The 25,893-nt window shown below is 74.5% G+C and carries 18 protein-coding genes and 1 pseudogene; 10 read left to right on the plus strand and 9 right to left on the minus strand.

All coding sequences use genetic code 11. The features are described 5' to 3' along the window. The first annotated feature begins 174 nt into the window (after nucleotides 1-174). Complete coding sequence (locus ACOBQU_RS35380) at nucleotides 175-1,662, plus strand: MFS transporter (protein ID WP_423633027.1); 1,488 nt, start codon at nucleotides 175-177, stop codon at nucleotides 1,660-1,662. A gap of 130 nt (nucleotides 1,663-1,792) precedes the next feature. On the opposite strand, the gene ACOBQU_RS35385 is transcribed toward ACOBQU_RS35380, so the two are convergent. The 3 genes from ACOBQU_RS35385 to ACOBQU_RS35395 form a co-directional block, all read right to left on the minus strand. Next, nucleotides 1,793-2,236 (minus strand): VOC family protein, encoded by a 444-nt coding sequence (locus ACOBQU_RS35385; RefSeq protein ID WP_423633029.1) that lies wholly within the window; start codon nucleotides 2,234-2,236, stop codon nucleotides 1,793-1,795. Nucleotides 2,237-2,334: 98 nt separating this feature from the next. Beyond that, nucleotides 2,335-2,748, minus strand: a complete 414-nt coding sequence (locus ACOBQU_RS35390; protein WP_423633031.1) for a helix-turn-helix transcriptional regulator — start codon at nucleotides 2,746-2,748, stop codon at nucleotides 2,335-2,337. Between the two features lie 83 nt (nucleotides 2,749-2,831). Then, nucleotides 2,832-5,699: an ABC transporter substrate-binding protein gene (locus tag ACOBQU_RS35395; RefSeq protein ID WP_423633033.1), complete on the minus strand. Its 2,868-nt coding sequence runs from the start codon at nucleotides 5,697-5,699 to the stop codon at nucleotides 2,832-2,834. Nucleotides 5,700-6,017: 318 nt separating this feature from the next. On the opposite strand from ACOBQU_RS35395, the pseudogene ACOBQU_RS35400 reads away from it, so the two are divergent. The 3 genes and pseudogenes from ACOBQU_RS35400 to ACOBQU_RS35410 all read left to right on the plus strand — a co-directional run bounded on the left by ACOBQU_RS35400 (nucleotide 6,018) and on the right by ACOBQU_RS35410 (nucleotide 10,483). Further along, a pseudogene (locus ACOBQU_RS35400) lies at nucleotides 6,018-8,296 on the plus strand (MMPL family transporter). Nucleotides 8,297-8,303: 7 nt separating this feature from the next. After that, nucleotides 8,304-9,788 (plus strand): sensor histidine kinase, encoded by a 1,485-nt coding sequence (locus ACOBQU_RS35405; protein WP_423633035.1) that lies wholly within the window; start codon nucleotides 8,304-8,306, stop codon nucleotides 9,786-9,788. Beyond that, complete coding sequence (locus tag ACOBQU_RS35410; RefSeq protein WP_423633037.1) at nucleotides 9,785-10,483, plus strand: response regulator; 699 nt, start codon at nucleotides 9,785-9,787, stop codon at nucleotides 10,481-10,483. The genes ACOBQU_RS35405 and ACOBQU_RS35410 overlap by 4 nt, the downstream gene beginning before the upstream one ends. A 101-nt stretch (nucleotides 10,484-10,584) precedes the next feature. Here the strand turns inward: ACOBQU_RS35410 and ACOBQU_RS35415 are convergent, their stop codons facing one another. Beyond that, nucleotides 10,585-11,424, minus strand: coding sequence for an alpha/beta fold hydrolase (locus ACOBQU_RS35415; protein ID WP_423633039.1), 840 nt, complete (start codon nucleotides 11,422-11,424; stop codon nucleotides 10,585-10,587). 181 nt (nucleotides 11,425-11,605) lie between these two features. On the opposite strand from ACOBQU_RS35415, the gene ACOBQU_RS35420 reads away from it, so the two are divergent. Both ACOBQU_RS35420 and ACOBQU_RS35425 read left to right on the plus strand, forming a co-directional pair. Then, a complete protein-coding gene (locus ACOBQU_RS35420) occupies nucleotides 11,606-12,169 on the plus strand; it encodes a hypothetical protein (RefSeq protein WP_423633040.1) in 564 nt (187 codons plus the stop codon). Nucleotides 12,170-12,385: 216 nt separating this feature from the next. Continuing rightward, nucleotides 12,386-13,021, plus strand: coding sequence for a pentapeptide repeat-containing protein (locus ACOBQU_RS35425; protein WP_423633042.1), 636 nt, complete (start codon nucleotides 12,386-12,388; stop codon nucleotides 13,019-13,021). Between the two features lie 16 nt (nucleotides 13,022-13,037). On the opposite strand, the gene ACOBQU_RS35430 is transcribed toward ACOBQU_RS35425, so the two are convergent. Both ACOBQU_RS35430 and ACOBQU_RS35435 read right to left on the minus strand, forming a co-directional pair. After that, nucleotides 13,038-15,431, minus strand: coding sequence for an ATP-binding cassette domain-containing protein (locus ACOBQU_RS35430; RefSeq protein ID WP_423633044.1), 2,394 nt, complete (start codon nucleotides 15,429-15,431; stop codon nucleotides 13,038-13,040). Nucleotides 15,432-15,605: 174 nt separating this feature from the next. Then, entirely contained in the window at nucleotides 15,606-16,529 is a 924-nt protein-coding gene (locus ACOBQU_RS35435; RefSeq protein ID WP_423633046.1) for a phosphorothioated DNA-binding restriction endonuclease, read from the minus strand. Nucleotides 16,530-16,734: 205 nt separating this feature from the next. Between ACOBQU_RS35435 and ACOBQU_RS35440 the strand changes: the two genes are divergently transcribed. Both ACOBQU_RS35440 and ACOBQU_RS35445 read left to right on the plus strand, forming a co-directional pair. Further along, complete coding sequence (locus tag ACOBQU_RS35440; protein WP_423633048.1) at nucleotides 16,735-17,538, plus strand: hypothetical protein; 804 nt, start codon at nucleotides 16,735-16,737, stop codon at nucleotides 17,536-17,538. Further along, nucleotides 17,433-19,592: a hypothetical protein gene (locus ACOBQU_RS35445; protein ID WP_423633050.1), complete on the plus strand. Its 2,160-nt coding sequence runs from the start codon at nucleotides 17,433-17,435 to the stop codon at nucleotides 19,590-19,592. The genes ACOBQU_RS35440 and ACOBQU_RS35445 overlap by 106 nt, the downstream gene beginning before the upstream one ends. Before the next feature lie 186 nt (nucleotides 19,593-19,778). Here the strand turns inward: ACOBQU_RS35445 and ACOBQU_RS35450 are convergent, their stop codons facing one another. Next, a complete protein-coding gene (locus tag ACOBQU_RS35450) occupies nucleotides 19,779-20,360 on the minus strand; it encodes a snapalysin family zinc-dependent metalloprotease (protein WP_423633052.1) in 582 nt (193 codons plus the stop codon). Nucleotides 20,361-20,632: 272 nt separating this feature from the next. On the opposite strand from ACOBQU_RS35450, the gene ACOBQU_RS35455 reads away from it, so the two are divergent. Continuing rightward, nucleotides 20,633-22,183, plus strand: coding sequence for a carboxylesterase/lipase family protein (locus ACOBQU_RS35455; protein ID WP_423633054.1), 1,551 nt, complete (start codon nucleotides 20,633-20,635; stop codon nucleotides 22,181-22,183). Between the two features lie 615 nt (nucleotides 22,184-22,798). Here ACOBQU_RS35455 and ACOBQU_RS35460 read toward each other — a convergent pair. Continuing rightward, the gene (locus ACOBQU_RS35460; protein ID WP_423633056.1) at nucleotides 22,799-23,971 is read right to left on the minus strand and encodes an MFS transporter; all 1,173 of its coding nucleotides are present in this window, start codon (nucleotides 23,969-23,971) and stop codon (nucleotides 22,799-22,801) included. A 125-nt stretch (nucleotides 23,972-24,096) separates the two neighbouring features. Here ACOBQU_RS35460 and ACOBQU_RS35465 point away from each other — a divergent pair, with 125 nt between their 5' ends. Beyond that, nucleotides 24,097-24,468, plus strand: coding sequence for a MerR family transcriptional regulator (locus ACOBQU_RS35465; RefSeq protein WP_423633058.1), 372 nt, complete (start codon nucleotides 24,097-24,099; stop codon nucleotides 24,466-24,468). Nucleotides 24,469-24,926: 458 nt separating this feature from the next. Here the strand turns inward: ACOBQU_RS35465 and ACOBQU_RS35470 are convergent, their stop codons facing one another. Beyond that, a complete protein-coding gene (locus ACOBQU_RS35470; protein WP_423633059.1) occupies nucleotides 24,927-25,850 on the minus strand; it encodes a LysR family transcriptional regulator in 924 nt (307 codons plus the stop codon). Between the last annotated feature and the right edge of the window lie 43 nt (nucleotides 25,851-25,893).

Genomic DNA, 25,893 nt, shown 5'->3' on the forward strand with positions numbered 1-25,893 from the left:
CCCTGAAACTTGACCATCTCAAATATTGCTGTCTACCGTGAACGTATTACTTGAAGTCCTCAAGCTTCCATGTTCTTAAGTAGTTGCCACGGTCTCCGGCAGACGCTCTCGCGCGGGCGCTCCCCAGCAGCCGCCCGCCAGCAGGTGCCGTGACGCAGTGGGGAAAGAGTTTCCGTGTCTCACACGCCGCCCACGGCCCCCGCGCGGGCCTCCGGGCAGACCGCGGTCGTCCTGGTCCTCGGGCTCGCCGCCATGGTCGTCTCGATGATGCAGACGCTGGTCGTGCCGATCCTCGGGATCATCCAGCGCGACCTCGACGTCACCACCGCCAACGTGAGCTGGGTGACCACCGCCACGCTGCTGTCCGCCGCCGTCTTCACCCCGCTGCTCGGCCGCTTCGGCGACCAGCACGGCAAGAAGCCCACCCTCGTGGGCGTCCTGCTCGTGATGATCGCGGGATCGGTGCTCGCCGCCACCACGTCCTCGCTGACCTGGCTGATCGTCGGCCGGGTGCTCCAGGGCGCGGCGACCGCGATCTTCCCCCTCGCCCTGTCGGTGCTGCGCGAGGAGGTCAGGCCGGAGCGGCTGCACGGCGCGATGGCCCTGGTCAGCGGCACGCTCGCGTTCGGCAGCGGCCTCGCCCTGGTCGGCGCGGGCCTCCTCACCCAGGGCGACGACCCCGACTACCACCGGGTCTTCTGGCTCGCCGTGGTCCTGGCCGTCGTGGCGCTGATCGGCGTCCTGGCCGTCGTACCCGCGTCGCGTACGAAGACGGGCGGACGCACCGACTGGCTGGGCGCCCTCACCCTCGCCGCCCTCCTGGTCCTGCTGCTCCTGCCGGTCTCGCAGGGCCACGAGTGGGGCTGGACCTCCGGGCGCACGCTCGGGAGCTTCGCCGGGGCCGTCGTCATGGCGGGCGTCTGGGCCGTCACCGAGCGGCGCGTCAGGGAGCCCATGGTGGACATGCGGATGTTCACGCACCGGCCCGTGCTCTTCACCAACCTCGCGGGCCTGCTGCTCGGCTTCGCGATGTTCGCCCAGTTCATCGGCGTGTCGTACCTGGTGCAGATGCCCGAGGCCCTGGCCGGTTACGGCTTCGGCGCCTCGGTGCTCGCGGCCTCGGTCGTCTACCTGCTGCCGACCACGCTGGTCTCGCTGCTGGGCGCCCAGCTCGGCGGCGTCCTGGTGCGCCGGATCGGGGCGCGGCACACGCTGGCGGTCGGCGCCGCCTTCGGCGTCCTCGGCTTCGCCTGGCTGACCCTGGCGCACGGCACCACCGCGTCGGTGATCGGCGCGGGCATGGTGGTCGGCGTGGCGATCAGCTTCGGCTACGCCGCGATGCCCGCGCTCATCGTCGCCAGCGTCCCGGCCCACCAGACCGGCATCGCCAACGGCATCAACTCCATCTCCCGCTCGGTCGGCAGCGCGATCGCCAGCGCGATGATCACCACGCTCCTCGCGTCGAAGACCATCGAGCTCCCGGCGGGCATGCCCGCGCTGCCCCAGGAGAGCCAGTTCACCCTGAGCTTCGCCCTCGCCGGGGCGGCGTTCGTCCTGGTCGCCGCCGTCGCCCTGCTCGGGCTCAGGGCGGCGCGCACACCGCGTACGACCGGCCCGACGAAGGTGGCGGAGTCCGGCACCCCGGAGCGCGCCCGGGTCTGAACCCGACGTCGGCGCCGAAGGCGCACGGCCCGGCCGCCACCCCCGTCGGCGGCCGGGCCGCACGCCTGCCGCCGGTGCCCGCCGCCGGTGTCAGACGCACACGTCCGCCGCGGGCGTCAGGCGCCGCCGGTCACCGGCCGCCGCGCGGCTGGGTGAAGCGCACCATGGTGCCGCACGGGTCGCGGAACGCGCAGTCGCGGACGCCGTAGGGCTGGTCGACCGGCTCCTGGAGGACCTCGCCGCCCGCGGCCCGGACGCGCTCGAAGGTGGCGTCGCAGTCGTCCGTGTGGAAGAGGACGCCGCGCAGCAGGCCCTTGGCGAGCAGTTCCGCCATGGCCCGCCGGTCGGCGGGCGAGACGTTCGGGTCGGCGACCGGCGGTTCGAGCACGATGTTCACGTCGGGCTGCGTCGGCGCGCCGACGGTGACCCAGCGCATCCCCTCGAACCCGACGTCGTTCCGCACCTCGAGGCCCAGGACGTCCCGGTAGAACGCGAGCGCCTTGTCGTGGTCGTCGACGGCGATGAAGCAGGTGGAGAGCTTGATGTCCGTGCCGTGCACGGGGCGGGTTTCCATGCCGTTCACGCTAGGACCGGACCGCGGGGCGGCGCTTCTCCGATCCTGACCGACCTGACCGACCTGACCGACCTGAGCGAGCCGACCGACCTGGGTGGCTAGCCCGACCCGGCGGGCCCGGCGGCCTTGACCGGGCGCGTGTGGATCTTCGCGATGCAGGGCGGCAGTGCCGCGTCGTCGCCGTGGTCACGGGCCCGGTACGCGCTCGGGGTCTCTCCGACCAGTTCGGTGAAGCGGGAGCTGAACGAGCCGAGCGACGTACAGCCCACCGCGAAGCAGACCTCCGTCACCGACAGGTCGCCGCGCCGCAGCAGCGCCTTGGCCCGCTCGATCCGGCGCGTCATCAGATAGCTGTACGGCGTCTCCCCGAAGGCGGCGCGGAAGCTCCGGGAGAAGTGGCCCGGCGACATCAGTGCGACACGGGCGAGCGCCGGGACGTCGAGCGGCTTGTCGTACTCGCGGTCCATCAGGTCGCGGGCCCGGCGCAACCGGACGAGGTCTTCCCACAGCACGCGACCACCATCCCACACCCCCGTACGCGGGGGAGGGCCGCCCGCCCCCGGAGCCGTCCCCGCCGAACGGGAGGGCGCCGGGGTCAGGACGCCACGTACACGTTGAGCGGCGACACCCCGTCCAGGTCGACCTGGAGGCCGCGCAGCTTGCGCGAGTACGGATACGTGCGGATCGGGACGTACACGGGCACGGCCGCCGCCTCCTCCATCACGCGCCGGTCGACCGCGGACCACAGCTCGCCCGCGGCGCTCAGCGAGGTCGCGGCGTCGGCCGCCTCCATCGCGGACGCGACCCGCGCGCTCTTCAGCCGGGAGTAGTTCGACGACTTCGGGTAGGTGAACGCGCCGTTGAAGTAGTCGGGCAGGAACGACGACGCGACGGGCAGGCCCGCGCCGACCGGCATGCGGAACAGGTCGTACTTCCCGGCGCCCGCGTTGCGGTAGTAGTCGGTGGTGTCGGCCTTCTTCAGCTCGACGCGGAAACCGGCCCGGTTCAGCGCGGCCCGGATGACCTCGGCCCGCTTGGCGTCCTGGTCGCTCACGCTCGAGTAGCCGAGGGTGATCCGGCGGTCGTCCTCGTCGGCCTCCACCAGCAGGTCCCGCGCCTTGGCCGGGTCGCCCTTGGCCCCCGCGCCGTACAGGTCGAAGGGGCGGGCGCCGCGGACGCCCGGGGGGATCAGGTTGTGGTGCACCTCGCCGCGCTCCTCGCTCGCCGCCAGGACGTCGGCGGCGGGCAGCGCGGTGACGATGGCCTTGCGGACGGCGAGGTCCTTCACCCGCTTGGTGTTGATCATGTAGGCCTGCACGTAGGGGGAGGGCGCCGACAGCAGCTCCGACCCGGGGGTCTTCGTGGTGTCCGCCGCGCCCAGGGTGCCGGTGAAGGACATGACGGCCGTGCCCGGGGCGGCCGACTGGATGCGGGACTTGAGCTGCGACGAGGGCACGTTGCCCTCGATGCGGTACGCGTCCGGGTAGGCGGTGCGCAGCGGGTCGGAGTCCGCCTCCCACCGGGGGTTGCGGCTCAGCCGCAGCTCCTTGCCCACGGTGAAGGAACTGACCTGGTACGGGCCGGTCGAGGGCAGCGCCCGCGACGCCTGCGTGACGTCCTTGACCCGCTCGGGCAGGGGGACGCCGCCGGGGCCCGCGAGGGCGACGTTGAAGTCCGGGTGGGGGCTTTCCAGGTGGAAGACGACCGTGCGGTCGTCGGGGGTCTCGATGGTGCCCGGCGGCAGTGTCCGGGGGGCGTTGGCGCCGGTCATCTTCTCCGTGCCGAGGATCCAGGTGCGCAGCAGGCGGTCCCCTTCCGGGTACCGGGGGTCGAGGGTGCGCTCCACCGCGTACGCGAAGTCCCGCGCCCGCACGGCCGTCCCGTCGTTGTAGGTCAGGCCCTCCTTGAGCCGGAACGTCCAGGTGCGGCCGCCGGACGAGGGGCGCCCCGGGTCGGTGGCGAGGTCGCCGACGACCCGCACCGACCCGTCCGGGAGCGTCTTGAGGCCGGTCATGCTGCGGTAGATCAGACGCGAGGTGATCCGGTCGGAGCCGGACCAGATCCGCGCGGGGTCGACGGTGGTGAGGTCGAGGGGCTCGATGACGTTGACGGTGCCGCCCCTGCGGGCGCCCTTGACGGCCGGTGCCGGGCCCGTGGACTCCCGCTGCGTGCCCGTCGTCAGCGTCTCGGTCTTCGCCCGCTCCGCCACCGCGGTGCCGCCCACCGGGTCCTGACGGCCGGAACCGCGGTCGATGGAGCCCTGGTTGGAGCTGCTCTTGTCGTTGGGGTCCTTGTCGCCGCCGAACGGGTCGACGACCGTGAGCGTGACGACGAGCGCCGCGATGGCGACGGCCGCCCCGCCCGGTATCCACCAGGTGCGCCACCACGGCCGCCGGGCCGCGAGCGGCGCCTGCGGCAGCGGCTGCCCGAACTGCGGGGCGGGCGGCGCGGGGTGCGGCGCGGCGTACGAGGGCTGCGGTGCCGACGGCGCGGGCTGCGGCGCGGAGTCCGCGAGCCGCGGCGGCCAGGACGTCGGCGGGCCCTGCGGCATGGGCGGGGCCAGCGGGTAGGACGTGTCGGAGACCGGTCTTCGCGGCGCGGCGGGCGCGGCGGGCAGCTCCAGCGGCAGCGACTCCAGGGCGAGCCGCGCCTGCTCGGCGTCCGGCCGGTCGGCGGGCGACTTGGCCAGCATCCGCGCGACCAGGCCGTCCCACTCCGGCGGCAGCCCGGTGCGCCGCAGCGACGGGCGGTCCGGGGTCTCGTACACATGGCAGTGCATCAGCGCCGCCGCCGACGGCGCGTCGAACGGCGTGGCGCCGGTCAGCATCTGATGCAGCATGCAGCCCAGCGCGTACACGTCCGTGCGCCCGTCGGACGGGCCGCGCGTGAACCGCTCCGGAGCCATGTAGTGCAGCGTGCCGATGGGGGAGTCGGAGGTCGTCGTCAGATAGCCGCCGCCCGCGCCCGTCGTCGCGTCCAGGAACTTGGCGATGCCGAAGTCGAGGACCTTCACGGTGCCCTCGTCGGTGACCATCACGTTGGCCGGTTTGATGTCCCGGTGCACGATGCCCGCCCGGTGGGCGACGGCCAGCGCCCGGCACACCTGGCCCGCGACGTCCACCACGGTCTTCAGGGGCAGGCCCTGCCCGCCGGACAGCAGCTCGGTGACCGTGCGGCCCGTCAGCAGCGGCATCACGAGATAGGGCACGTCACCGTCCGAGCCGTGGTCGAAGACCGGCACGATGTACGAGCTGTCCAGGGCCGCCGCGGCCCGCGCCTCCCGGGCGAACAGGGCCAGCATCCGCTCCCGCTCCGGCGCCGACGTGTCCGTCGGCAGGCCGAGGAGCTTGACGGCCACCTCGCGGTCCAGGCGCGCGTCCCGGGCACGCCAGACCGCCCCCATTCCGCCTGCGCCGATCCGCTCCGTGAGCGTGTACCGCCCGTCCAGGACTGTGCCGCGCATCCCCACCCCACCCCGACCCGGTGCGCCCGCCGTGGGCGTCAAGGTCAATTTACCCGCGCCGTGGACCAGTTGGAGAACGCAGGGGGATCCCGCACCCCCCGCCACGGCCCGCCGCCCGCCTCCGCCCCGGCCGGGCCACCCCGTGGTGCGGGGGCACCAGGGCCCCCGCACGGCTGGTGCGGACGCACCAGGACGGGACGGCGGCGACGGACGATGCCCGGCCGGGCGCCGGAAGGCAAGGGTGGAGGCCACGCGCACCGAGCGCGTTCCCCTCCGCCCAGCGGAGCCTCGTCTAGCGGTGTCTGGAGTGATCGACAAGTGGCGGCATTTCTCTACCGGGTCGGACGGTGGGCCTTCCGGCGGCGGCGACTCGTGGGCGGGCTGTGGCTGGGCGCGCTGCTCCTCGCCGTGGTCGCCGCCGCGGCGGCCCCGGCGGGAGAGGACGAGGACCTCTCCATGCCCGGTACCGAGTCGCAGGAGGCGTTCGACCTGCTGGACGAGCGCTTCCCCGACAGCAATGCCCAGGGCGCCGAGGCCCGCCTGGTGTTCCGGGCCCCGCACGGACAGCGGGTGACCGCGGGGAGAACCGCGCGGCCGTCCACGGCGCCCTCGCCGCGCTGGACGGCGGCGCCCAGGTCGCCTCGGCCACCGACCCCTACAGGACCGGCGCCGTCAGCGACGACGGCACCACCGCCTACTCCACCGTCACCTACACCGCGGACGCCGTCGACCTGTCCGGTGCGGCCAGGGACGCCCTTGAGGACGCCGCGCGCCAGGCCCGGCAGACGGGGCTGACCGTGGAGATCGGCGGCTCGGCCCTGGAGGCGGAGGAGTCGCTGGGCGGCACCACGGAGCTCGTCGGCGTGGCGGTCGCGGCCGTGGTGCTCGTCCTCACCCTCGGGTCGCTGGTCGCGGCCGGACTCTCCCTGCTGACGGCCCTCGTGGGCGTGGCCATCGCCTTCGGCGCGATCACCGCGCTGGCCGTGCCGCTGGGCCTGACGTCCACCGTCGCGATCCTCGCGCTGATGCTGGGCCTCGCCGTCGGCATCGACTACGCGCTGTTCATCACCTCCCGCTACCGCGAGGAGTGCGCCCGGGGCAGCGAGCCCGAGGAGGCCGCGGGCCGGGCGGTGGGCACCGCCGGGTCCGCCGTCGTCTTCGCCGGTGCCACCGTGTTCATCGCGCTGGTCGGGCTCGGGGTCGTCGGCGTGCCCGAGCTGACCAGGATGGGCCTGGGCGGCGCGGGCGCCGTGGCCCTCGCCGTGCTCGTCGCCCTGACCCTGGTGCCTGCCCTGTTCGGACTCTTCGGCCGCCGCGTCCTGTCCCGTGCCGCCCGCACCGGGGCGCCCCGCAGGGGCACGGCGACCGCGGTGCCCCGAAGGGACACGGAGAGCGGAGCGACCGGACAGGGCGAACCCGCGGCGAGGGGCGGGCGCGTGGGCACCCGCTGGGCGCGGTTCGTGCTGCGCCACCCCGTGGGCGTGCTGCTGACCGCCGTCCTCGGGCTCGGCACGGTCGCCGCCCCGGCGCTCGCCCTGGAACTCGGCCTCCCCGGAGACGAGTCCAAGCCGGTGGAGACCACCCAGCGCCGCGCCTACGACCTGCTGTCGGACGGCTTCGGCCCCGGCTTCAACGGCCCGCTGACCGTGGTCGTGGACGCGGCCGGTTCCCGGGACGTCCGGGCCGCCACGGACCGGGTCGCCCGGGTCGTACGGGCCGTGGACGGCGTCGAGTCGGTCGGGGAACCGGCGCTCAGCCGCGCCCGGGACACGGCCGTCCTCACCGCCGTGCCGCGGACCGCGCCGAACAGCGGCGCGACCAAGGACCTGGTGCACGCGCTCCGGAGCGCGGCCTCAGCGGTCGAGGCCGACACCGGCACCCGTGTCCTGGTGACCGGGAAGACCGCCCTGAACATCGACGTCTCCGAAGCCATGGCCGACGCCCTCGTCCCCTATCTGGCCGTGGTCATCGGCCTGGCGGTGCTGCTGCTGACCGTGGTGTTCCGCTCGCTGCTCGTCCCCGTCAAGGCCGCGCTCGGCTTCCTGCTGTCGGTGGGCGCCGCGTTCGGCGTCCTCGTCGCCGTCTTCCAGTGGGGCTGGGCGGCGGGCCCGCTCGGCATCGAGCAGACCGGGCCCGTCATGTCCCTGATGCCGGTCCTCGTCATCGGCATCGTGTTCGGCCTCGCCATGGACTACGAGGTCTTCCTGCTGACCCGGATGCGGGAGGCCCACGTGCGCGGCGCGTCCCCCGGCGAGGCCGTCGTGGCCGGTTTCCGGCACAGCGGCCGCGTGGTGGCCGCCGCGGCGGTCATCATGGTCAGCGTGTTCGCCGGGTTCATCGGCATGAGCAGCCCGACCATCCAGACGATGGGCGTCGGCCTGGCCGCCGCCGTCGCCTTCGACGCCTTCGTGGTGCGGATGGCGCTCGTGCCCGCGGCCCTGGCCCTCCTCGGCCGCCGGGCCTGGTGGCTGCCTCGTATCCTGAACCGCGTGCTGCCGCGCGTGGACATCGAGGGCGAGGCCCTGAGCAGGCGTGCCCCGGCCGCCGCCAGCGGGCCCGACGGGACGGCGGTGCGACAGCCCGTCGGCCGGGACTGAGGCGGCCGTGAGCACGGGCGGGAGCACGGCCGTGACCACCGGGGGCGGCGGCCCGCGCGCACGCGGCAGCTGGTGGCGGGAGGCGGCGGTCACGGCGACGGCGTTCGCGGTCTGCGTGCTCGGCGGCGTGCTCGGCGTCGACGACACGGTGGTGGCGCCCCCTGCCGCCGCCTACGTCATCGCCGCGCTGTCCTGCGCCGCGCTGCCGCTGCGGCACCGGTCGCCGCTGGCCGCGCTCGCGGCGACGACCGCGAGCGGCATGCTGGTGGCGCCGCTGGGCCCCCTGCTGAGCCCGCTCATCGTGGCCCCCGCCGTGATCGCCGCCCACACGTACGCGCTCACCGCCCGCCCCGAACGGCGCGCGGCCCGCGTGGTGTTGGTGGCCTGCGCCGCGCTGCTCGTCGCCCCCGCCCCCTTCTTCGAGGACCTGTCGGGCAAGGACGGGACCAGGCTGGCGGCGGTCGCGGCGTCCCCGCTGGTGGCCGGGGTGCTCGGGAACTCGGCGCGGAACCGGCGGGCCTACCTGGCCGCCGTGGAGGAGCGGGCCCAGCGCGCCGAGGAGAGCCGCGACAGCGAGGCCCGCCGCAGGGTGGCCGAGGAGCGGGTGCGCATCGCCCGGGAGCTGCACGACCTCGTGGCCCATCAGATCACCCTGGCCAACGCGCAGGCCACGGTCGCCGCCCACCTCTTCGACACCCGCCCGGAGCAGACCCGTACGAGCCTGCGGGAACTGGTCGAGACGACGGGCCACGCGCTCGACGAACTGCGTGCCACGGTCGGCCTGCTGCGGCAGTCCGGCGACGCGGCCGCCTCCGCCGAACCGGCGCCCGGCCTGGCCGGTCTGCCCGCCCTCCTGGAGTCCTTCCACCGCGCGGGACTCGAGGTGTCGGTGCGCCAGGAGGGCACGGCCAGGCCGCTGCCGCCGGGCCTCGACCTGACCGCGTACCGCATCGTCCAGGAGGCGCTGACCAACGTCACCAAGCACGCCGGTGCGGGCAGCGCCCGGGTGCGCCTCACCTGGCACCGCGACCGCTTGACCCTCACCGTCGCCGACGACGGGGCCAGCGGCGGCGGTGCGGCCGCGACGGCGCCCACGGCGTCGGAGCGCGTGCCCGGTTACGGTCTGATCGGGATGCGGGAGCGCGCCACCGCGGTCGGCGGACGCCTCTTCGCGAGCAGGCGCCCGGAGGGCGGCTTCCTCGTCTCCACGGAACTGCCCCTCCCACCGGCGAAGGAGACGGACACGGGGCGCACGACGACGGGCGAAGCAGGGCGGACGGCGGACGAGTCGACGGACGGGGTACGGGTGGACGGTGAACTTCCGGTTCTGGCGGGGGCCGACGAGGCGCGAGCGGGCGAGGGACGGCCCGGCAGCGGCGGCGCCGGTGGCGGTGGCGGTGGCGGTGGCGGAGAAGCCGACGGTGAAGAGACCGGCCGCGGCGGGACCGGCCGCGAAGAGACCGGCCGCGGCGGAGCCGGTGGTGCGCCGTGACCCTCCGCGTGCTGCTCGCCGACGACCAGGCCCTGCTGCGCGGGGCCTTCCGGCTGCTCCTCGACTCCACCGACGACATCACCGTGGTCGGTGAGGCCGCCGGCGGCGCGGAGGCGGTGCGGCTCACCCGGGAGCTGCGCCCCGACGTGGTGGTCATGGACATCCGCATGCCCGAGGTGGACGGCCTCACCGCCACGGCGGAGATCTGCGCCGACCCCGAGCTGCGCGCCAGCCGCATCCTGATCCTCACCACGTACGAGACCGACGAGCACGTCGCGCAGGCGCTGCGCGCGGGCGCCGGGGGCTTCATCGGCAAGGGCATCGGGGCCGACGACCTGGCGGACGCGGTGCGGACGATCGCCGCCGGTGACACCCTGCTGTCGCCCGCCGCGACCCGCACCCTGGTCGCCCGCTTCCTGGCCACACCGGACGGCGCCCTGCCGCGCCACTCCGCACGGCTCGCCGTCCTCACCCCGCGCGAACGCGAGATGGTGGCCCTGGTCGCGACCGGCCTGTCCAACCAGGAGATCGCCGAGCGGATGTTCCTCAGCCCGTTCACCGTCCGCGCGCACGTGCAGCGCGCCATGACGAAGCTGGGCGCCCGCGACCGGGCGCAGCTCGTCGTCATCGCCTACCAGACGGGCCTGGCCCGGGCCGCCCCCGACGGCGGCACCGCCTCCGGGTACGGGGAGTAGGGCCGTTCCGGGAAGCGACCCGTCGCACCGGTCGCGGTGCGGAGACGGCGACCCTGACACGCGCGGCGCGACGGACCGCGCCCCGCGTGACCCGGCCGCGCTCACGAACGGGCGTGGTCCACCAGCCACTTCAGGGCGTCATCGGCGGCGGACAGGACCGAGATGTGGCCGTCGTCCGGGCGCAGCCGCAGCTCGGCCGCGGGGAGGCGGCTCGCCAGCCACTCGCTGTGGGAACTGGGCACCAGGCGGTCCCGGGCGCCGTGCAGGAAGAGCGCCGGGGCGCCGACCCGGGCGGGATCGCAGCCCCAGGGGGCGACGAAGGACAGGTCGTCGTCGACGAGTCCGCCCGGACCCGCCGCCACGGCCGGGCCGACGACGCGCTCGAACCAGGACCAGGGCCCGGCCAGCGCGGCGTGATCGGCCGGGGTGAACATCTCCGGGTCGTACGCGGCGGTCGCCTCGTACCGCTCCTTCGCCGCCCGGCCCTGCGCGGCGGCCCGCAGGCCCGCCGCCCCGGACTCCGCCATGCCTGCGAACCAGTCGAGCCCGTCGGCGCCGAACGGGGCGAGCCCTGCCACGCTGACCACGCCGAGCACGCGCTGGGGCAGCAGCGCGCCGCAGGCCAGGGCGTGCGGGCCGCCGCCGGAGTGCCCCATGACGGCGAACCGTGCCACGCCCAGCGCGTCGGCGACCCGGGAGACATCGGCCGCCACCGAGGCCACGGTCCGCTCGGGGCGGCGCGTCGAACCGCCGTACCCCGGGCGGTCGTACGACACCCAGCGGACCCCGAGCCGCGCCGCGGCAGGGAACAGCGGCTCGGGCGGCGCGCCGACGTTCGGCGTGCCGTGGTGCCAGAAGACCACGAGGTGGTCGTCGGCGCCGCCGGTGTCGTAGACGCGCAGCGTCCGCCCGTCGTCGAGTTCCAGATCCCGCTCCACCACCGTGCCGCCCCCCGGACGTGAGTGTGCCGTCGCCCCTGACCGCGGACGGGGGCAACTGACCATGGACGGGGGCAACCTACCGCTCTGGTGTCCGGTCGCCGTCGGGGGAGGTCGGCGGTCCGCCGGGACGAAGACCGCCGAAGCGGTAGTACGCGGGCCGCCGCGGCCCTAGCCTCTGGGCATGGGGTGGCCGGGCTGGGCGCTGTGGGGCGCGGTGGGCGGGATCGCGATGGAGGCGCTCGACTACATCATCGCCGTGCGCCGGTGGCGCCGGATGCCGTGGGCCATCGCGTCGACGAGCCTCGCACCGGAAGCCGGGCAGACGTCCCCTGCGGCGGACGACCCGACGGCGCCGGAGCTGCCCGCGCCCGGCGTCCTCGCGTACTGCACCGCGGGGGTGCTGCGCGTCGGGCTCGGCGTGGCGGTCGCCGTCGCGGTCGGCTACAGCATCCCGAAGGCGGGCGTGCCCTGGCTGTTCCTCGTCATCGGCGCCGCCGCCCCGCTGCTCCTGGAGAAGCTCACGATGCTCGTGCCGCTCCTCCAGGCGGCCGCGCAGCAGCTCCAGCAGCCCGTGCCGCAGTCCCAGGCCCCGCCGGACGTGCCACCGCCCGGCGGTGGCGGACCGGCGCCCGCCCTCCGGCCGCGGGCCACGGCCCCGGACGGCGTGACCACGCCGCCGGGCAGCCCCGGCGCCGTCCCGGGCGGCGCCGACGGCGAGGCCGAACCGCGCCGGGCGGGGGAGTGACACCATGGACGCCGCCTCCTTCCCCGGACGCGTGCTCGCGGTCCTCTCCCGCCGGGCGCCCGCCTTCCAGGCGCCCGACGGCCCCCGCACGCCGCCCGGTTGGGCCCAGCTGATCCAGCGCCGCATCGACCGGCGCGCGACGGCGCCCGAAGAGGCGCCCACGACGGCCGGACCCGGCAGGGCGGCCCGCCCCGGCCCCGCCACGGCGGGACCACGGTGCGCGAGCGGCCGCACCGGCAGGCGGTCCGCACCGGCACCGGCTTCGCCGACCTCACGGAGGCCGAACTCGGCGGCCGTGACTTCGCCTACGCCGACCTCACCGGAGCCCGCCTCGCCCTCGCCCGCCTCATCGGCGCCGACCTGACCGGCGCCCGGCTGACCCACGCCCACCTGTCCGGCGCCCACCTGTCCGGCGCCCGCCTCATCGGCGCGCACCTCGACGGCGTCAACCTCACCGGCGCCGACCTCACCGGCACCCTCGCGACCGGCGCCGACCTCAGCCGCGCCCGCGTCCGCTACACCCGGCTGACCGGCACCGACCTCGTCGGCGCCGACCTCAACGGCGCCACGCTCGCCGACAGCGACCTCACCCGCGCCGACCTCAGCCGCGCCCGCCTCGTCGACACCGACCTCACCCGGGCCAACCTCTCCGGCGCCGACCTCACCGGCGCCGTCGGCCTGAGCTTCCCGCTGCTCACCGGCGTCCGCTGGGACCTCGGCACCGTCTGGCCCGGGGACGTCCGCGAGCAGATCGAGGAGCACTCCGAGGAGATCGCGGCGGGCCTCTTCCAGGTGCGCGGCGGCCGGGGACACGACCGCAGCCCGTCCCCGGCGCCCGACCCGGTGCGCTGACCGGGCCCGTGACCGCCTACCTGCCGACGTACGCCGCCAGGTGCTCCCCGGTGAGCGTCGCGCGCCCGGCGACCAGGTCGGCGGGGGTGCCCTCGAAGACGATCCGGCCGCCGTCGTGACCGGCGCCGGGGCCGAGGTCGACTATCCAGTCGGCGTGCGCCATCACCGCCGGGTGGTGCTCGATGACGATGACCGACTTGCCGGAGTCGACGAGCCGGTCGAGCAGGCCGAGGAGCTGCTCGACGTCCGCGAGGTGCAGACCGGTGGTCGGCTCGTCCAGGACGTACACGCCGCCCTTGTCCGCCATGTGCGTGGCCAGCTTCAGGCGCTGCCGCTCGCCGCCGGACAGCGTGGTGAGCGGCTGACCCAGCGTCAGATAGCTGAGTCCGACGTCGGCGAGCCGGGTCAGGATGCGGTGCGCTGCCGGAAGGCGGGCCTCCCCGTCGGCGAAGAACGCCTCCGCCTCGGCCACCGGCATCGCGAGCACCTCGCTGATGTCCCGCCCGCCGAGCCGGTACTCCAGGACCGACGCCTGGAACCGCTTGCCCTCGCAGTCCTCGCACGGCGTGGCCACGCCCGCCATCATCGCCAGGTCGGTGTAGATGACGCCCGCGCCGTTGCACGCGGGGCAGGCGCCCTCGGAGTTGGCGCTGAACAGCGCGGGCTTCACGCCGTTGGCCTTGGCGAACGCCTTGCGGATCGGGTCGAGAAGGCCGGTGTACGTCGCCGGGTTGCTGCGCCGCGAGCCGCGGATCGGCGCCTGGTCGACCGCCACCACGCCCGCTTCGGCCGGAATCGACCCGTGCACGAGCGAACTCTTGCCGGAACCGGCGACACCGGTCACGACGGTCAGCACCCCGAGCGGGATGTCGACGTCGACGCCCCGCAGGTTGTGCGCCGTGGCGTCCCGGATCGGCAGCTTGCCGGTGGGCGTGCGCACCTCGTCCTTCAGGGCCGCCCGGTCGTCGAGGTGCCGCCCGGTGACGGTGCCGGAGGCGCGCAGCCCGTCGACGGTGCCCTCGAAGCAGACGGTGCCGCCCGCCGTCCCGGCGCCGGGGCCGAGGTCCACGACGTGGTCGGCGATCGCGATGGTCTGCGGCTTGTGCTCCACCACGAGCACCGTGTTGCCCTTGTCGCGCAGCCTCAGCAGCAGGTCGTTCATCCGCTGGATGTCGTGCGGGTGCAGTCCGGTGGTGGGCTCGTCGAAGACGTACGTGACGTCGGTGAGGGAGGAGCCGAGGTGGCGGATCATCTTGACGCGCTGGGCCTCGCCGCCCGACAGCGTGCCCGAGGGCCGGTCGAGCGAGAGATAGCCGAGCCCGATCTCCACGAACGAGTCCAGGGTCTCCCTGAGCGCGGTGAGCAGCGGCGCCACCGAGGGCTCGTCGAGGCCGCGGACCCACTCGGCCAGGTCGCGGATCTCCATCGCGCAGGCGTCGGCGATGCTGACGCCCTTGACCTTCGACGAGCGGGCGCCCTCACTGAGCCGGGTGCCCTCGCACTCGGGACAGGTGGTGAAGGTGACCGCCCGCTCCACGAACGCCCGGATGTGCGGCTGCATCGCCTCCTTGTCCTTGGACAGGAACGACTTCTGGATCTTGGGGATCAGGCCTTCGTAGGTCAGATTGACGCCGTTGACCTTCACCTTGGTCGGCTCGCGGTAGAGGAAGTCGTGCATCTCCTTCTCGGTGAACCGGCGGATCGGCTTGTGCGGGTCGAGGAAGCCCGACTCGGCGTACACCCCCACGGTCCACACGTTGTCCGACTTCCAGCCGGGGATGGTGAACGCGCCCTCGGCGATCGACTTGGAGTCGTCGTAGAGCTGCGTGAGGTCGATGTCGGAGACCGTGCCACGGCCCTCGCAGTGCGCGCACATGCCGCCGACGCGCTCGAACGTCGCCTTCTCCGCCTTGGTCCTGGCGCCGCGCTGGACGGTGATGGCGCCGCTCGCCCTGACCGACGCGGTGTTGAAGGAGTACGCGCTGGGCGGGCCGATGTGGGGCTCGCCGAGCCTGCTGAACAGGATACGCAGCATCGCGTTGACGTCGGTCGCGGTGCCGACCGTGGAGCGCGGGTCGCCGCCCATGCGCTGCTGGTCGACGGTGATCGCCGTGGTCAGGCCGTCGAGCACGTCGACCTCGGGCCGCGCCATCGTCGGCATGAAGCCCTGCACGAACGCGCTGTACGTCTCGTTGATCAGCCGCTGCGACTCCGCGGCGATGGTGTCGAACACCAGCGAGCTCTTGCCGGAGCCGGAGACGCCCGTGAACACGGTGAGCCGCCGCTTGGGGATCTCGACGCTCACGTCCCTCAGGTTGTTCTCCCGCGCGCCGTGCACCCGGATCAGGTCGTGGCTGTCGGCGGCGTGCCGCGCGGGCGACGGGGTGTCCGGTCTCTTGGCCCTGCTCATCGTGTCTCCCTCGAATGCGCGGCGCGGTCGCGGGCGCCGTGCGGCTGCTCGGTCGGATCGGGCCCGGCCTCGCTCCTCACCACGGGCCCGCTGCTCATGCTGTCACGCTAGACGGGGCCCACGACCTGTGCTTCTCCATTTCTGACCGGCCCCCGGGGCACCGGCCCCGGCGGGCTACGCGGCCGGTGCCCCGGCCCGTTTGAAGACCTGCTCGCCGTGCCAGCGCACGAACCGCGGGTCCACCGGGGGCCTGCCCGGGCGGGGCTCCGCCAGGGCCCGGCCGTGCAGGTCGTCGACGGCCCGGCCCGCCCGGCTGCGCGCCACATAGCGCTGCGACACCCGGATGCGCAGGTCGTCCCCGAGCCCCAGGACCCCCAGGTCGAACAGGGTGTGGTGCAGGGAGCACAGCGCCAGGCCGTTGCGCACCTCGTCCGGGCCGCCCTGGCTGTGCCACCGCACGTGCGCCGCCTCAAGCCCGACGGGATTGCGGCCGAGGGCGCCGTCGAAGCCGCAGAACGCGCAGGCGTACGCGTACGCGTGCAGCACCTCCTCGGTGAACCCGGCGCGCCTGACCGGCTGTCGCGCCCGCGCGGGCGTCAGCGCCGTCTCCTCGGCCCCGGCCAGGTCGAGGCCGACGGCGTCGCACAGCGGCGCCTCCAACGCCGGGGTGAAGTGCTGTTCCAGCAGCAGCCGGGCCGCCGCCGCGAGCGTGACCGGGTCGGCCAGGAGCGCCTCCGCCCCGGGCCGCAGCCGCCCGTGGGCGCCCCGGGCCCGCAGCGGGCCGCCGCGCTCGGGGGCGTCCGGACCGATGGGCTGCCCGTCCGCGTCCCGCAGGTCCCACAGCGCGCGCTCCAGGTGCACGAACGGCATCGCGGCCCGCTCCCGCGCCCGCGCCGGACTCGCCACGGCCGGACCGAAGTCGTTGATCAGACGGCTGACGGGTTCCTCCGCCTCGGCGTACGTGACGGCGGTGCTGCCGAGCCCCGTGAACCGGCCGAGCAGCCACAGCACCAGCAACGGCTTGTGCGGGGCGCGCCGGTGACCGATCTGGGCCCGCCGCAGGCCGGACAGGGCGCGCATCAGTTCGTCGGACGTCATCACGGCCACCACCTTGCCAGGCGGCGCGACGGCCGTCGCCGGGCGGGGTCCGGCGCCGCCCGCGGCGGGGCGCCCCCGCGGTCCGTACGGAACGAGCGCCCGGCGTGCCCCCACGCGCCCCTTGCGCGACGCCACGCGAGGGGCGGACGACTCGTTCACCTGGGACGGACGAGGTACGGATCACGGGACCACGGGAGTGCGGGGCATGCGGGCGCCACTGCGGGAGACACCGGCGCAACGGCGCGTCGGACTCGGCGTGGCGGCGGCCTGCCTGATCGCGCTGACCGTCGCCCTGTCGCGCCGGGAGAGCCCCGCCGACGAGACCGCGATGTGGGTCTCCGCCGTCTCCGCGTTCGTGTCGGTGTGCGCCTTCGCGGCCGACCTGGTGCGCGAGCGCGGGGACGCGCAGGCGGGCGGCGAGCGGCGGCTGCGGGCCGCCGCCGACCTGGCAGCGGCGGTGGAGGCGCAGTGGGCGGCGGAGGCCCGGCTGCGGCGGCTCCAGGACCCGGGGCCGCTGAACGTCCACTGGTCCCGCGCGGCCCCGCCGCTCGCCGACCACCGGCACAACACCTGGCGGGGCCAGCCGCCGCCCCCGGTGCGCGACGGCGACCAGCGGCTCGACCGGATCGTGGCGACGTTCCGGGAGATCCCGTCGCGCCGCCTGGTCGTCCTCGGCGAGCCGGGCGCCGGAAAGACCGTCCTCGCCGTGCGGTTCGTGCTCGGCGCGCTCGCCGACCGGCGGGTCGGCGACCCGGTGCCGGTGCTGTTCCCGCTCGCGGGCTGGGACCCCGGGCCGTCTGCCTGCGGGACTGGCTCGCCGAGCGCCTGGCCGCCGAGTACCGGCCGCTGGCCGCCGTCAGCGGCACTGGAACGCTGGCCCGCGAACTCCTCGACGCGGGCCTGGTGCTGCCCGTGCTCGACGGCTTCGACGAACTGCCCACCACCGCCCACGGCCACGCCCTGCGCCGCCTCAACGCCGAGCTGGACGAACGCCTTCCCGTGCTCCTGACCTGCCGCACCGAGGCCTGGACGCGCGCGGTGCGCGACGGCGACGTCCTGACCGCCGCCGAGGTCGTCCAGCTGCGACCGCTGGACCTCGCCAGCGCCCGCGCCTACCTGGAGAGCACGGCCCGGCCCGACGGCCACGGCGCCACCGTGTGGACCCCCGTCCTCGCCGCCCCCTCCCCACAGCTCCTGGACGTCCTGGCGGCACCGCTCATGGTGGCGCTCGCCCGCGCCGTGTACGGGGACACCTCCCGCGACCCGGGCGAACTCCTCGACACCGCGCGCTTCCCGACGGCGGCCCGCATCGAGGAACACCTCCTCGACGCCTTCGTCCCCGCGGCGTTCCACGACACCCACGACACCCACGGCACCTGGAGCCCCGAGGCCGCGCACCGCTGGCTGCGCCGCCTCGCCCGCGACCTCGGCCAGCGGCGCCCCGGGCGCACCGGCACCTGGCGGCTCGCCTGGTGGGAGCTGCCCACCGCGATGCCCCGGGCGCTGCGCCTGGTCGGCCCCGCCTTCCTGGCCGTCGCCGCCACGGCGGCGCTGCTGCTGCCGGTGGCCGTGTACGGGGACGGCGTCGTCGGGTACTGGGGCAGCCCGCTGTCGGCCGTGCTGCACCAGGCGGGCGAGGTGGCCGGGCTGTGCTTCGGGCTCGCGCTGCTGCCCGCCACCGCCGGGACGCCCCAGGGGCCCCGGCGGCTCGTCCGCCTGGTGCTCGCGCTGACCTCGGCGGCCACCGCCTGCGAGGTGCTCGTCGGACTGACCCGGCCGCGCGTGAACGGCTTCCGCGTCGCCACCGTCGCCGACTCCGGACTCATGTGGTTCCTCAACGGGTTCGGCCTCGCCCTGACCCTGGTCCTGACGTTCGCCGTCGCCGGACTGCCCCGGCGTCCGCTGCCGCTCGGCCTGCCGTGGGCGGGCAGCCCGGGCGGCCCCCGGGCGGTGCGCGCCCTCGCGGCCGTCGTCGCGTTCGCCGGTCTCGCCCTGTTCGCCTTCGTCGGCGACGTGCTGCCCGTACTGACCTGCCTCGTGGCGGGGCTGCTCCTGTACTTGGCGGGGCTGCGCCGCGGGGAGCGGGTGACGGCGCACGACCCGGGCCCGGGCGCGCTGCTGCGCGGGTTCGCCCGGGGCTTCCTGAAGGGCTTCGGCACCTGTCTGCTGATCGCCGTCGCCTCCATGGCCTTCGTCGGCGCCGTCGCGGGCGCCTTCGCCGCCCGCGAGATCCACACGGCCGCGCTGCCCGCGACCGGCGACGTCGTCGGCGACTGGCGGCTGCGCGAAACCGCCGACGGCGACCGCTCCGTCCGCTCGGTGCGCCCCTACCGCGGGGAACTCCTCGAACGCCCCGGCTTCGAGCGGCCGATCGCCGTGCACCGGGGCGCCTGGTTCTCGTACGACTGGCCGCGGCGCACCCCGTTCGACCGGACGGTGGAGATCCGCCGCGGCGGCCAGGGCTGGGAGATCGCCGAGGGGCTGCGCCATGCCGACGCCCACAACCTGGTCCTCGGCCTGCCGCGCCCCGTCCAACTCTGGCTCGCCCACCGCCCGGTGACCGCCATCGTCCTGGACACGATGACCATCCCCCTGGCCGTCGGCGCGCTCATGGGCGTCATCGGCGGCTGCGCGTCCGGCGTGTACCGCGCGCTGAGCATCCCGTCCGACACGATGCGGGCCGCGAGCCCGCAGAGCACCCTGCGCACTGACCGCGCCGCCACCCTCGCGCGCAGCGCCATCGCCGCCGTGCTCACCGGCGGGGTGTGCCTGGCGCTGATCTCGGTGCTGGGCTCCGGCGGCCCGCTCGGCACCCTGCACACCGAGCTGTGGGTGCCGGTCGGCACCTCCGCGCTCGCGCTGAGCGCCTGGGGGCGGCTCGGCCCGGCCCGGGTGTGGCTGGCCCTGACCGGGCGGGCGCCCTGGCGGCTCATGCGGTTCCTGGAGGACGCGCACCGCAGAGGAGTGCTGCGGCAGTCCGGGGCGCACTACGAGTTCCGGCACCTGCGGCTCCAGCAGCGCCTCGCCGCGGCGGCCGACGACCCGCCGACGCCGGATCCCTGAGGGCTCCCGGCGCGAAGTTGGCCGACAAGGGCCCCGAACTCGCGGGCGCCGCAGGGGCGTTGACCGTGACGGAACCGGGTGGGGCGGTCACCGGGGTTGGGGGCCAGGCGGGGCGGTCTCCGGGGGCGCGCGTGCCCGTGGGCCCGCCCGGCGCGCCGGACGGGCCCACGAGCGGGACGGCGGCCGTCAGCGTGCGTCGACCAGGATCCGGCCGTCGGCCGGGACGCGGGACGCGGCGCCGTTGGCGTAGTTGCGCTCGACGCGTGCCTGCTCTGCGGCGTCGGGCACCGCGTTCTTGCAGCTGGTGCCCGCGCTGGAGCCCGACATCAGCTGGGAGCACGGCCCGGGCTTGGTGTCCGGCAGGCCCAGGTTGTGGCCGATCTCGTGGGCCGCGATGCGCGTCTTGTCGTGGCCCTGCGTGACCGCCTGGCTGCCGAGCTGGACGATGCCGCGGCCGCCGGGGCGGACCGGTCCGAGGGTGGCCTGCGGCCAGCCGGTGGTGGCCACGAGCTGGATCTCCGCCCGCGTCCCGGGCGCGGCCTTGACCAGCTTCACGTTCTCCACGTTGTTGTTCCACGAGGCGACCCCGGCCGCGACCGCGGCCTCCCAGCCGCTGGCGCGGCTGTCGTCGTAGCGCAGGGTCACCACGGCGGCCGCGCTCTTCGTGGTGGGGGAGTCCGGGGTGGCGACGGCGTGGGCCGCCGGGAGGGCCGTCAGCATGACGGCCGCGGCGGTACTGGCCAATCCCAGGCGTATGTAGTGCGGCATGGCTGTCCCTTCATCTGTGGGGGATCGGTCCCGACCGGGACCGAGAGGGTGGGGGAGGGTGGAGCAGGGGTGGACAGGCCGAGAGCGGGAGCACCGTACAGCGTGACCCCCGCGCAACTGGAGCCCCAGGACGGTGATTCTTTTCCAGAGCGCCCCAGAGCGACACAGTCCGGCCAGGTCCGTGCGCGGTCACGGACGTAACGGGCCCCAGGGGCGTGGGGCCCGGGGCGGGGCGGGGTGCGAGCGGCGGCGCTGACGGGAAGGGACAGGACGTGACGAACACAGGATCTGATGGTGGTTCCGGCCCCCGGCGGGCGCCCGAAGTCCGCACCACCGGCGGGCGGCTGCGCGGGCGCTGGCACGGCGACCTGGCCGTCTTCCTCGGCATCCCCTACGCGCGGCCGCCGGTCGGCCCCCTGCACCTGGCGCCGCCCACGCCCGCGCGGCCCTGGGACGGCGTCCGGGAAGCCGACGCCTTCGGCGAGAGCCCGCCGCAGTCCCGGGCCCTCGGACCCATCGCAGGGCCCGAGAGCGCGACGGGCTCCGGCGACTGGCTGACCGTCAACGTCTGGACGCCCGCCCCGGCGGCGACCGGCCTCCCCGTCCTCGTCTGGATCTACGGCGGGGTCTATCTGATCGGCACCAGCGACGGCCCGACGTACGACGGCACGGCCCTGGCCCGGCGCGGCGCCGTGGTCGTCACCTTCAACTACCGCCTGGGAGCGGAGGGGTTCGGGCACTTCGACGGCGCGCTGCCCAACCGCGGACTGCTCGACCAGGTGGCCGCGCTGCGCTGGGTGCGGGAGAACGCCGCGGCCTTCGGCGGCGACCCCGACCGGGTCACCGTCTTCGGCGAGTCCGCGGGCGCGGGCTCCATCGCCGCGCTGCTCGCCATGCCCCGCGCGGCCGGGCTCTTCCACCGCGCCGTGGCGCAGAGCGTGCCCGGCCCCTTCTACGGCCCGGCGCTCGCCTCGGACATCGCCGCCGCCGTCGCCGCCGGACTGGGCGCGGCGCCCACCCTGGCCGCGCTGGCCCCGGTGGACCCGGGCGCGCTGCGCGACGCGGCCGACGCCGTGCTGCGCGCGCTGGAGCGGTACGAGCCCCGCTGGGGGCGGGCCGCGCGGGCCCGCATGCCCTTCGCGCCCGTCGTCGACGGCGAAGTGCTGCCGTACGCCCCCTGGGAGGCCCTGCGCCGAGGGGCGAGCCGCGACGTGGAGCTGATGGTGGGTCACACCCGGGACGAGACCCGGCTGTTCACCGCGCTCGCGGGACGGATCGGCCGGATCACCGAGGAGGAGGCCGCGGCCACCCTGGACTGGTTCGCGCCCGGCGCGGCCGGTCGGGCCGCCTACCGCCGCGCGCACCCGACCGCCGACCCGACCACGCTGCACGACCTGGTGATGTCGGACTGGCTGTTCCGCATGCCCAGCCTCCACCTGGCGCGGGCCCACACCGCGGGCGGCGGCACCTCGTACACGTACGAACTCACCTGGGAGGCCCCCGGGATGGGCGGCGTCCTCGGCGCCTGCCACGGCCTGGACGTGCCGCTCGTCTTCGGCACACTGCGCGGCGGGATCGCGGCCCTCCTCCTCGGCGAGGAGCCGACGGCCGAGGCCGTGGCGCTCTCGGCGGAGATGGGCGACGCGTGGGTGGCCTTCGCCGGGGCGGGCGACCCGGGCTGGGCCCCGCACTGCCCCGGCAAGCGGCTGACCCGCGTCCTCAGCGCACGGCCGCACACGGCCCCCTACCCGGAGGAGACCTCCCGCCGGATCTGGACGGACCACGAGTTCACCGCCCTGGAACCGGTCACCGGGGCGGACTGACGCGAGCGGACCTCACGCCTACTGACCGTCGACCGGAGGTGGAGTAGGACGTGCTCCGCAGGACGCCTCTCGCGTTCCCGGCCCCGGCGATCGGGGGCATCAGCCCAGGGGCAAGCCGTCATCGCAGCGACCCGCCTGCGGCACCCTCGCCGTCCCGGCGGCGGACAAGGCAGCACCGTGGCGGTGTGGGTGAGCCGGTCCTCGGGCACAGGGCGGGCCGTTCGGTCAGTTCGGTCACTTCGGTCAGCTCGGTCTACGGGACGTGTCGCTCGTCCGGGACGCCGACCGCCGCCGGTTCATTGCGCTGGCCTGCGGGGGACAACCTTCCGACGTCTGAGGTGACGAGACGGCATGGCCTCGGCGGCGAGGAGCCGTTAAGAGGCGCCCACTTGATTCGTAGAACACGTGTGGAGCCGCCGATCAAGGAGAGTGCCTGGGACCCGGCGCTGCGCGACGCGCGAGTAACCGCCGAGTTCTGGACCGGAGGACGGTCCAAGGCCGTGCGTGCTGCGGTGGGCACGGCCTCCTCGGCACTGTTGGTTCCTTTTCCTCGGCCTCGCGGCTGCGCCCTGACCTGCTACCAAGCTCACGAGACTCACCACGTGAGACACCCCCTTAGCGGCTGCCGAGCTCTCCCCTGGTGAACCCGTATTTGTGTGCCGCGAGCACAGTGGCGAGTGCGGGAACGAGCAGTGCGAGCGCGACCCAACTCAGCCAGGACGCATCCAATCCGCTGAGGACGAGGCCTCCGATGATGCCACCACCGGCGATTCCGACGTTCCACCCGGTGGTGAGGAGTGCTTGGGCGACATCGCCCGCGTCGCCTGCTGCTTCGGCGACCGCGGTCTGCAGCAGGGTGGAGGTGCCGCCGAACGCGAGCCCCCAGAGCGCCGCGCTGGCGTAGACGAGCGAAGGCACACCGGAGAAGCTGCCGAGCAGCAGCGCGCATGTCGCGAAGAGCGCACACGCGAGGATCATGAGGAGGCGCAGGTGCCGATGGACGAGCGCTCCGGTGATCCAGATGCTCACCAGTGACACCAGGCCGAAGGTGAGCAGCACGGCGTCGACTTGACCTGCCATGCCGAGCGGCTTGAGGAACGGGGCGATGTAGGTGTAGAGGATGCTGTGGGCGAGCACGAACGTGAGGGTCACGAAGAGCACGGGCGCTACGCCGGGAATGCGCATGGTACGGGTGAGCGGGAGCCGTGAACCCTTGGGCTGTCCGGGGAAGTTCGGCACCGCCGCGATGACCCACACGATCAACGCGAGCGTGAGGACTGTCATGGTCCCGAACGCGTATCGCCACTCGACGAGCTTGGCCAGAAACGCCGCAGCAGGAACTCCGACGGACAGGGCCACGATTGCGCCCCCCATCGCGATCGCCATCGCCTTGCCGCGCTGATGTGAGGGAACCATCCGTACCGCGTACCCGGCCAACAGCGCCCAGAGCAACCCGCCGACGATGCCCCCGAGGAACCGGGCGGCCAGCGTAAGTGCGAAGCTCTCGGAGAGCGCGGTGACGGTGTTGGCGATCGCGAATCCCGCGATCGCCAACAGCAGCAAGTGTCGGCGCGGCCAGCCGATCGTCGCCTTGGTGAGCGGGATCGCGGCGAGGATCGCCCCGATCGCGAAGACGGTGACGCTCTGCCCGGCGGTGCTCTCGCTCACACCCAGGTCTCGGCTCATCCCCGGAAGCACCCCGGCGGGCATCGTCTCGGTCAGGAGCGTAATGAACCCGGTGGTGGCCAAAGCCAGAAGACCCGCCAGTGGGAGGCGGGCGTTCGTCATCGAGGGAGACGGCAGAGTATCTGATCGTGTCATGGCCCTATGGTCGAAGGCTGACATTAGTGTGAGGGTCAATTCGGTGTTTGCTGAGTCACACAACGCCAGTCACAGAGGGCGAGGAGAGGGATATGCGGATCGGTGAGTTGTCGACGCGCACGCGAACTCCGGTGAGGTTGCTGCGCTACTACGAGGAGCAGGGACTGATCGCGTCAGATCGACTGCCCAACGGATACCGGGACTATGAGGAGTACGTCGTTGACCGGGTTCTCCAGATACGAGGCCTGCTCGACGCAGGGCTGCCCACACGGATCATCAAGCAGATCCTGCCCTGCCTGAACACCCCCCGCACGATCCACATGCCCTACGTCACGCCCGACATGGTCGAAACGCTCGAACGCGAACGCGACCGCATGGCCGAAAAAATCGAATGCCTCACCAAGAACCACCGAGCCATCACCGAGTACCTCGACGCCGTACGCCGCGATGTCCGAGCCTCCTAGAGGGCGTCTGAAAGGCCTGTCAGCGGGCCAGTTGCCTGGTAGCGGGGCGGTGACGCGCTTTCGGGGGCGGGGGTGTGCGGGCTGCGTACCCGTTACCCGACGGGTCTGTCCGCTCCGGAAGGGGAGTTCCTCCGTCCGCTGGTCCCGGCGGTCAAGCCCGGTGGCCGACCGGCAAGAAGGCGTGTGGGAGCGGATGTTGACGGCGCTGCGCGAACGCGAGCGAGTACGGCTCGGCCGGGATCCCGCTCCCAGCGCGGCCATCGTGGACAGCCAGAACGTCCGGGCGAGTGAACGCGGCGGCCTGCGTGGATACGACGGCGGCACGAAGGTCAGCGGTGTCGAGCGTCCTCTGTTCGTCGATACCCGCGGCACTGTCCTGGTGGCCTGCGTGAGCCCCCCGGCGAGCGGAACGCGCTGGTCGCCTTGGAGAAGCCGCACAACCATAGTGTGACCCGGCGTTACGCCACCCCGGCGGGCCCCGGGTCCGGGAGTGGTAGGTCGGGGTGGTGGCGCAGGGCCTCCAGTACGGCGCGGACCGCCGCGCGGGGCGGGGAGCCCCGGCGGATCGCCGCGGTGATCGTCCGCGGCACGGGCGTCGCGAGCGCGCTGGTCGCCACGCGGTAGCGGCGGTCGACCGCGAGGCCGGGCAGCAGCGCGACCGAGAGCCCGGCCTCGATGTGCTGCAGCGCCATCATGTAGTTGCTGAACCGGCACACCACCCGCGGCTCGAACCCCGCCTGGCGGCACAGGCGCAGCGCGAGGTTCGCCATGTACGACTGGGGCATGTCGAACGCCCACGGCTCGTCCGCGAGGGCCGCGAGTTCCACGGCGCCGCGCCCGGCCGCGGGGTGCCCCGGCGGGACCACGAGCACGACGGCGTCGGTCGCCAGCGTCACCAGGTCCAGGTCGGGGCCCAGCGGCAGCTCGTCGAAGTCCGTGGTCGTGATGATGACGTCCGCGTCGCCGCCGCGCAGCGCGGGCAGGCTCTCGTGCGGCTCCAGTTGCAGCAGCTCGACGTCCAGGTGCGGGTGCTCGCGCGCGAGGCGCGTCACGGCCGGTACGGCGATGGTGTGGATGGCGCTCTGGAAGGAGGCCAGGCGCACCAGCCCGGCGGGCTCCGCGCCGAACCCGCGCAGTTCCGCCTCCACGTTCTCCATGTGGTCGAGGATCGCCCGTGCCCGCCGGGCCAGGATCAGCCCCGCCGGGGTCAGCCGCACGCGGCGCCCCGTGCGCTCCAGGAGCTGGGTGCGGGTCTCGGCCTCCAGGACGGCGAGCTGCTGGGACACGCTCGACGGGCTCAGGTTGGCGGCCTGGGCGACCGCGCGGACGGTGCCCAGCGTGTCGAGCTGGCTCAGCAGCCGCAGCCGCCACGGATTCATCACCTGTGCATTGTCCTACGGCGTGCTGTGGCGCCCCTGCGCCGTC

Origin of the sequence: Streptomyces sp. G45 (genome assembly GCF_049542095.1) — a bacterium.
Classification (GTDB): domain Bacteria; phylum Actinomycetota; class Actinomycetes; order Streptomycetales; family Streptomycetaceae; genus Streptomyces.

Bases quoted from the DNA above. Each gene is read 5' to 3' on its own strand.
- ACOBQU_RS35395 (WP_423633033.1), bottom strand. From the start codon at position 5,699: ATGCGCGGCACAGTCCTGGACGGGCGGTACACGCTCACGGAGCGGATC.
- ACOBQU_RS35460 (WP_423633056.1), bottom strand. From the start codon at position 23,971: ATGACGAACGCCCGCCTCCCACTGGCGGGTCTTCTGGCTTTGGCCACC.
- ACOBQU_RS35440 (WP_423633048.1), top strand. From the start codon at position 16,735: ATGCGGGCGCCACTGCGGGAGACACCGGCGCAACGGCGCGTCGGACTC.
- ACOBQU_RS35465 (WP_423633058.1), top strand. From the start codon at position 24,097: ATGCGGATCGGTGAGTTGTCGACGCGCACGCGAACTCCGGTGAGGTTG.
- ACOBQU_RS35430 (WP_423633044.1), bottom strand. From the start codon at position 15,431: ATGAGCAGGGCCAAGAGACCGGACACCCCGTCGCCCGCGCGGCACGCC.
- ACOBQU_RS35450 (WP_423633052.1), bottom strand. From the start codon at position 20,360: ATGCCGCACTACATACGCCTGGGATTGGCCAGTACCGCCGCGGCCGTC.
- ACOBQU_RS35420 (WP_423633040.1), top strand. From the start codon at position 11,606: ATGGGGTGGCCGGGCTGGGCGCTGTGGGGCGCGGTGGGCGGGATCGCG.
- ACOBQU_RS35435 (WP_423633046.1), bottom strand. From the start codon at position 16,529: ATGACGTCCGACGAACTGATGCGCGCCCTGTCCGGCCTGCGGCGGGCC.
- ACOBQU_RS35385 (WP_423633029.1), bottom strand. From the start codon at position 2,236: ATGGAAACCCGCCCCGTGCACGGCACGGACATCAAGCTCTCCACCTGC.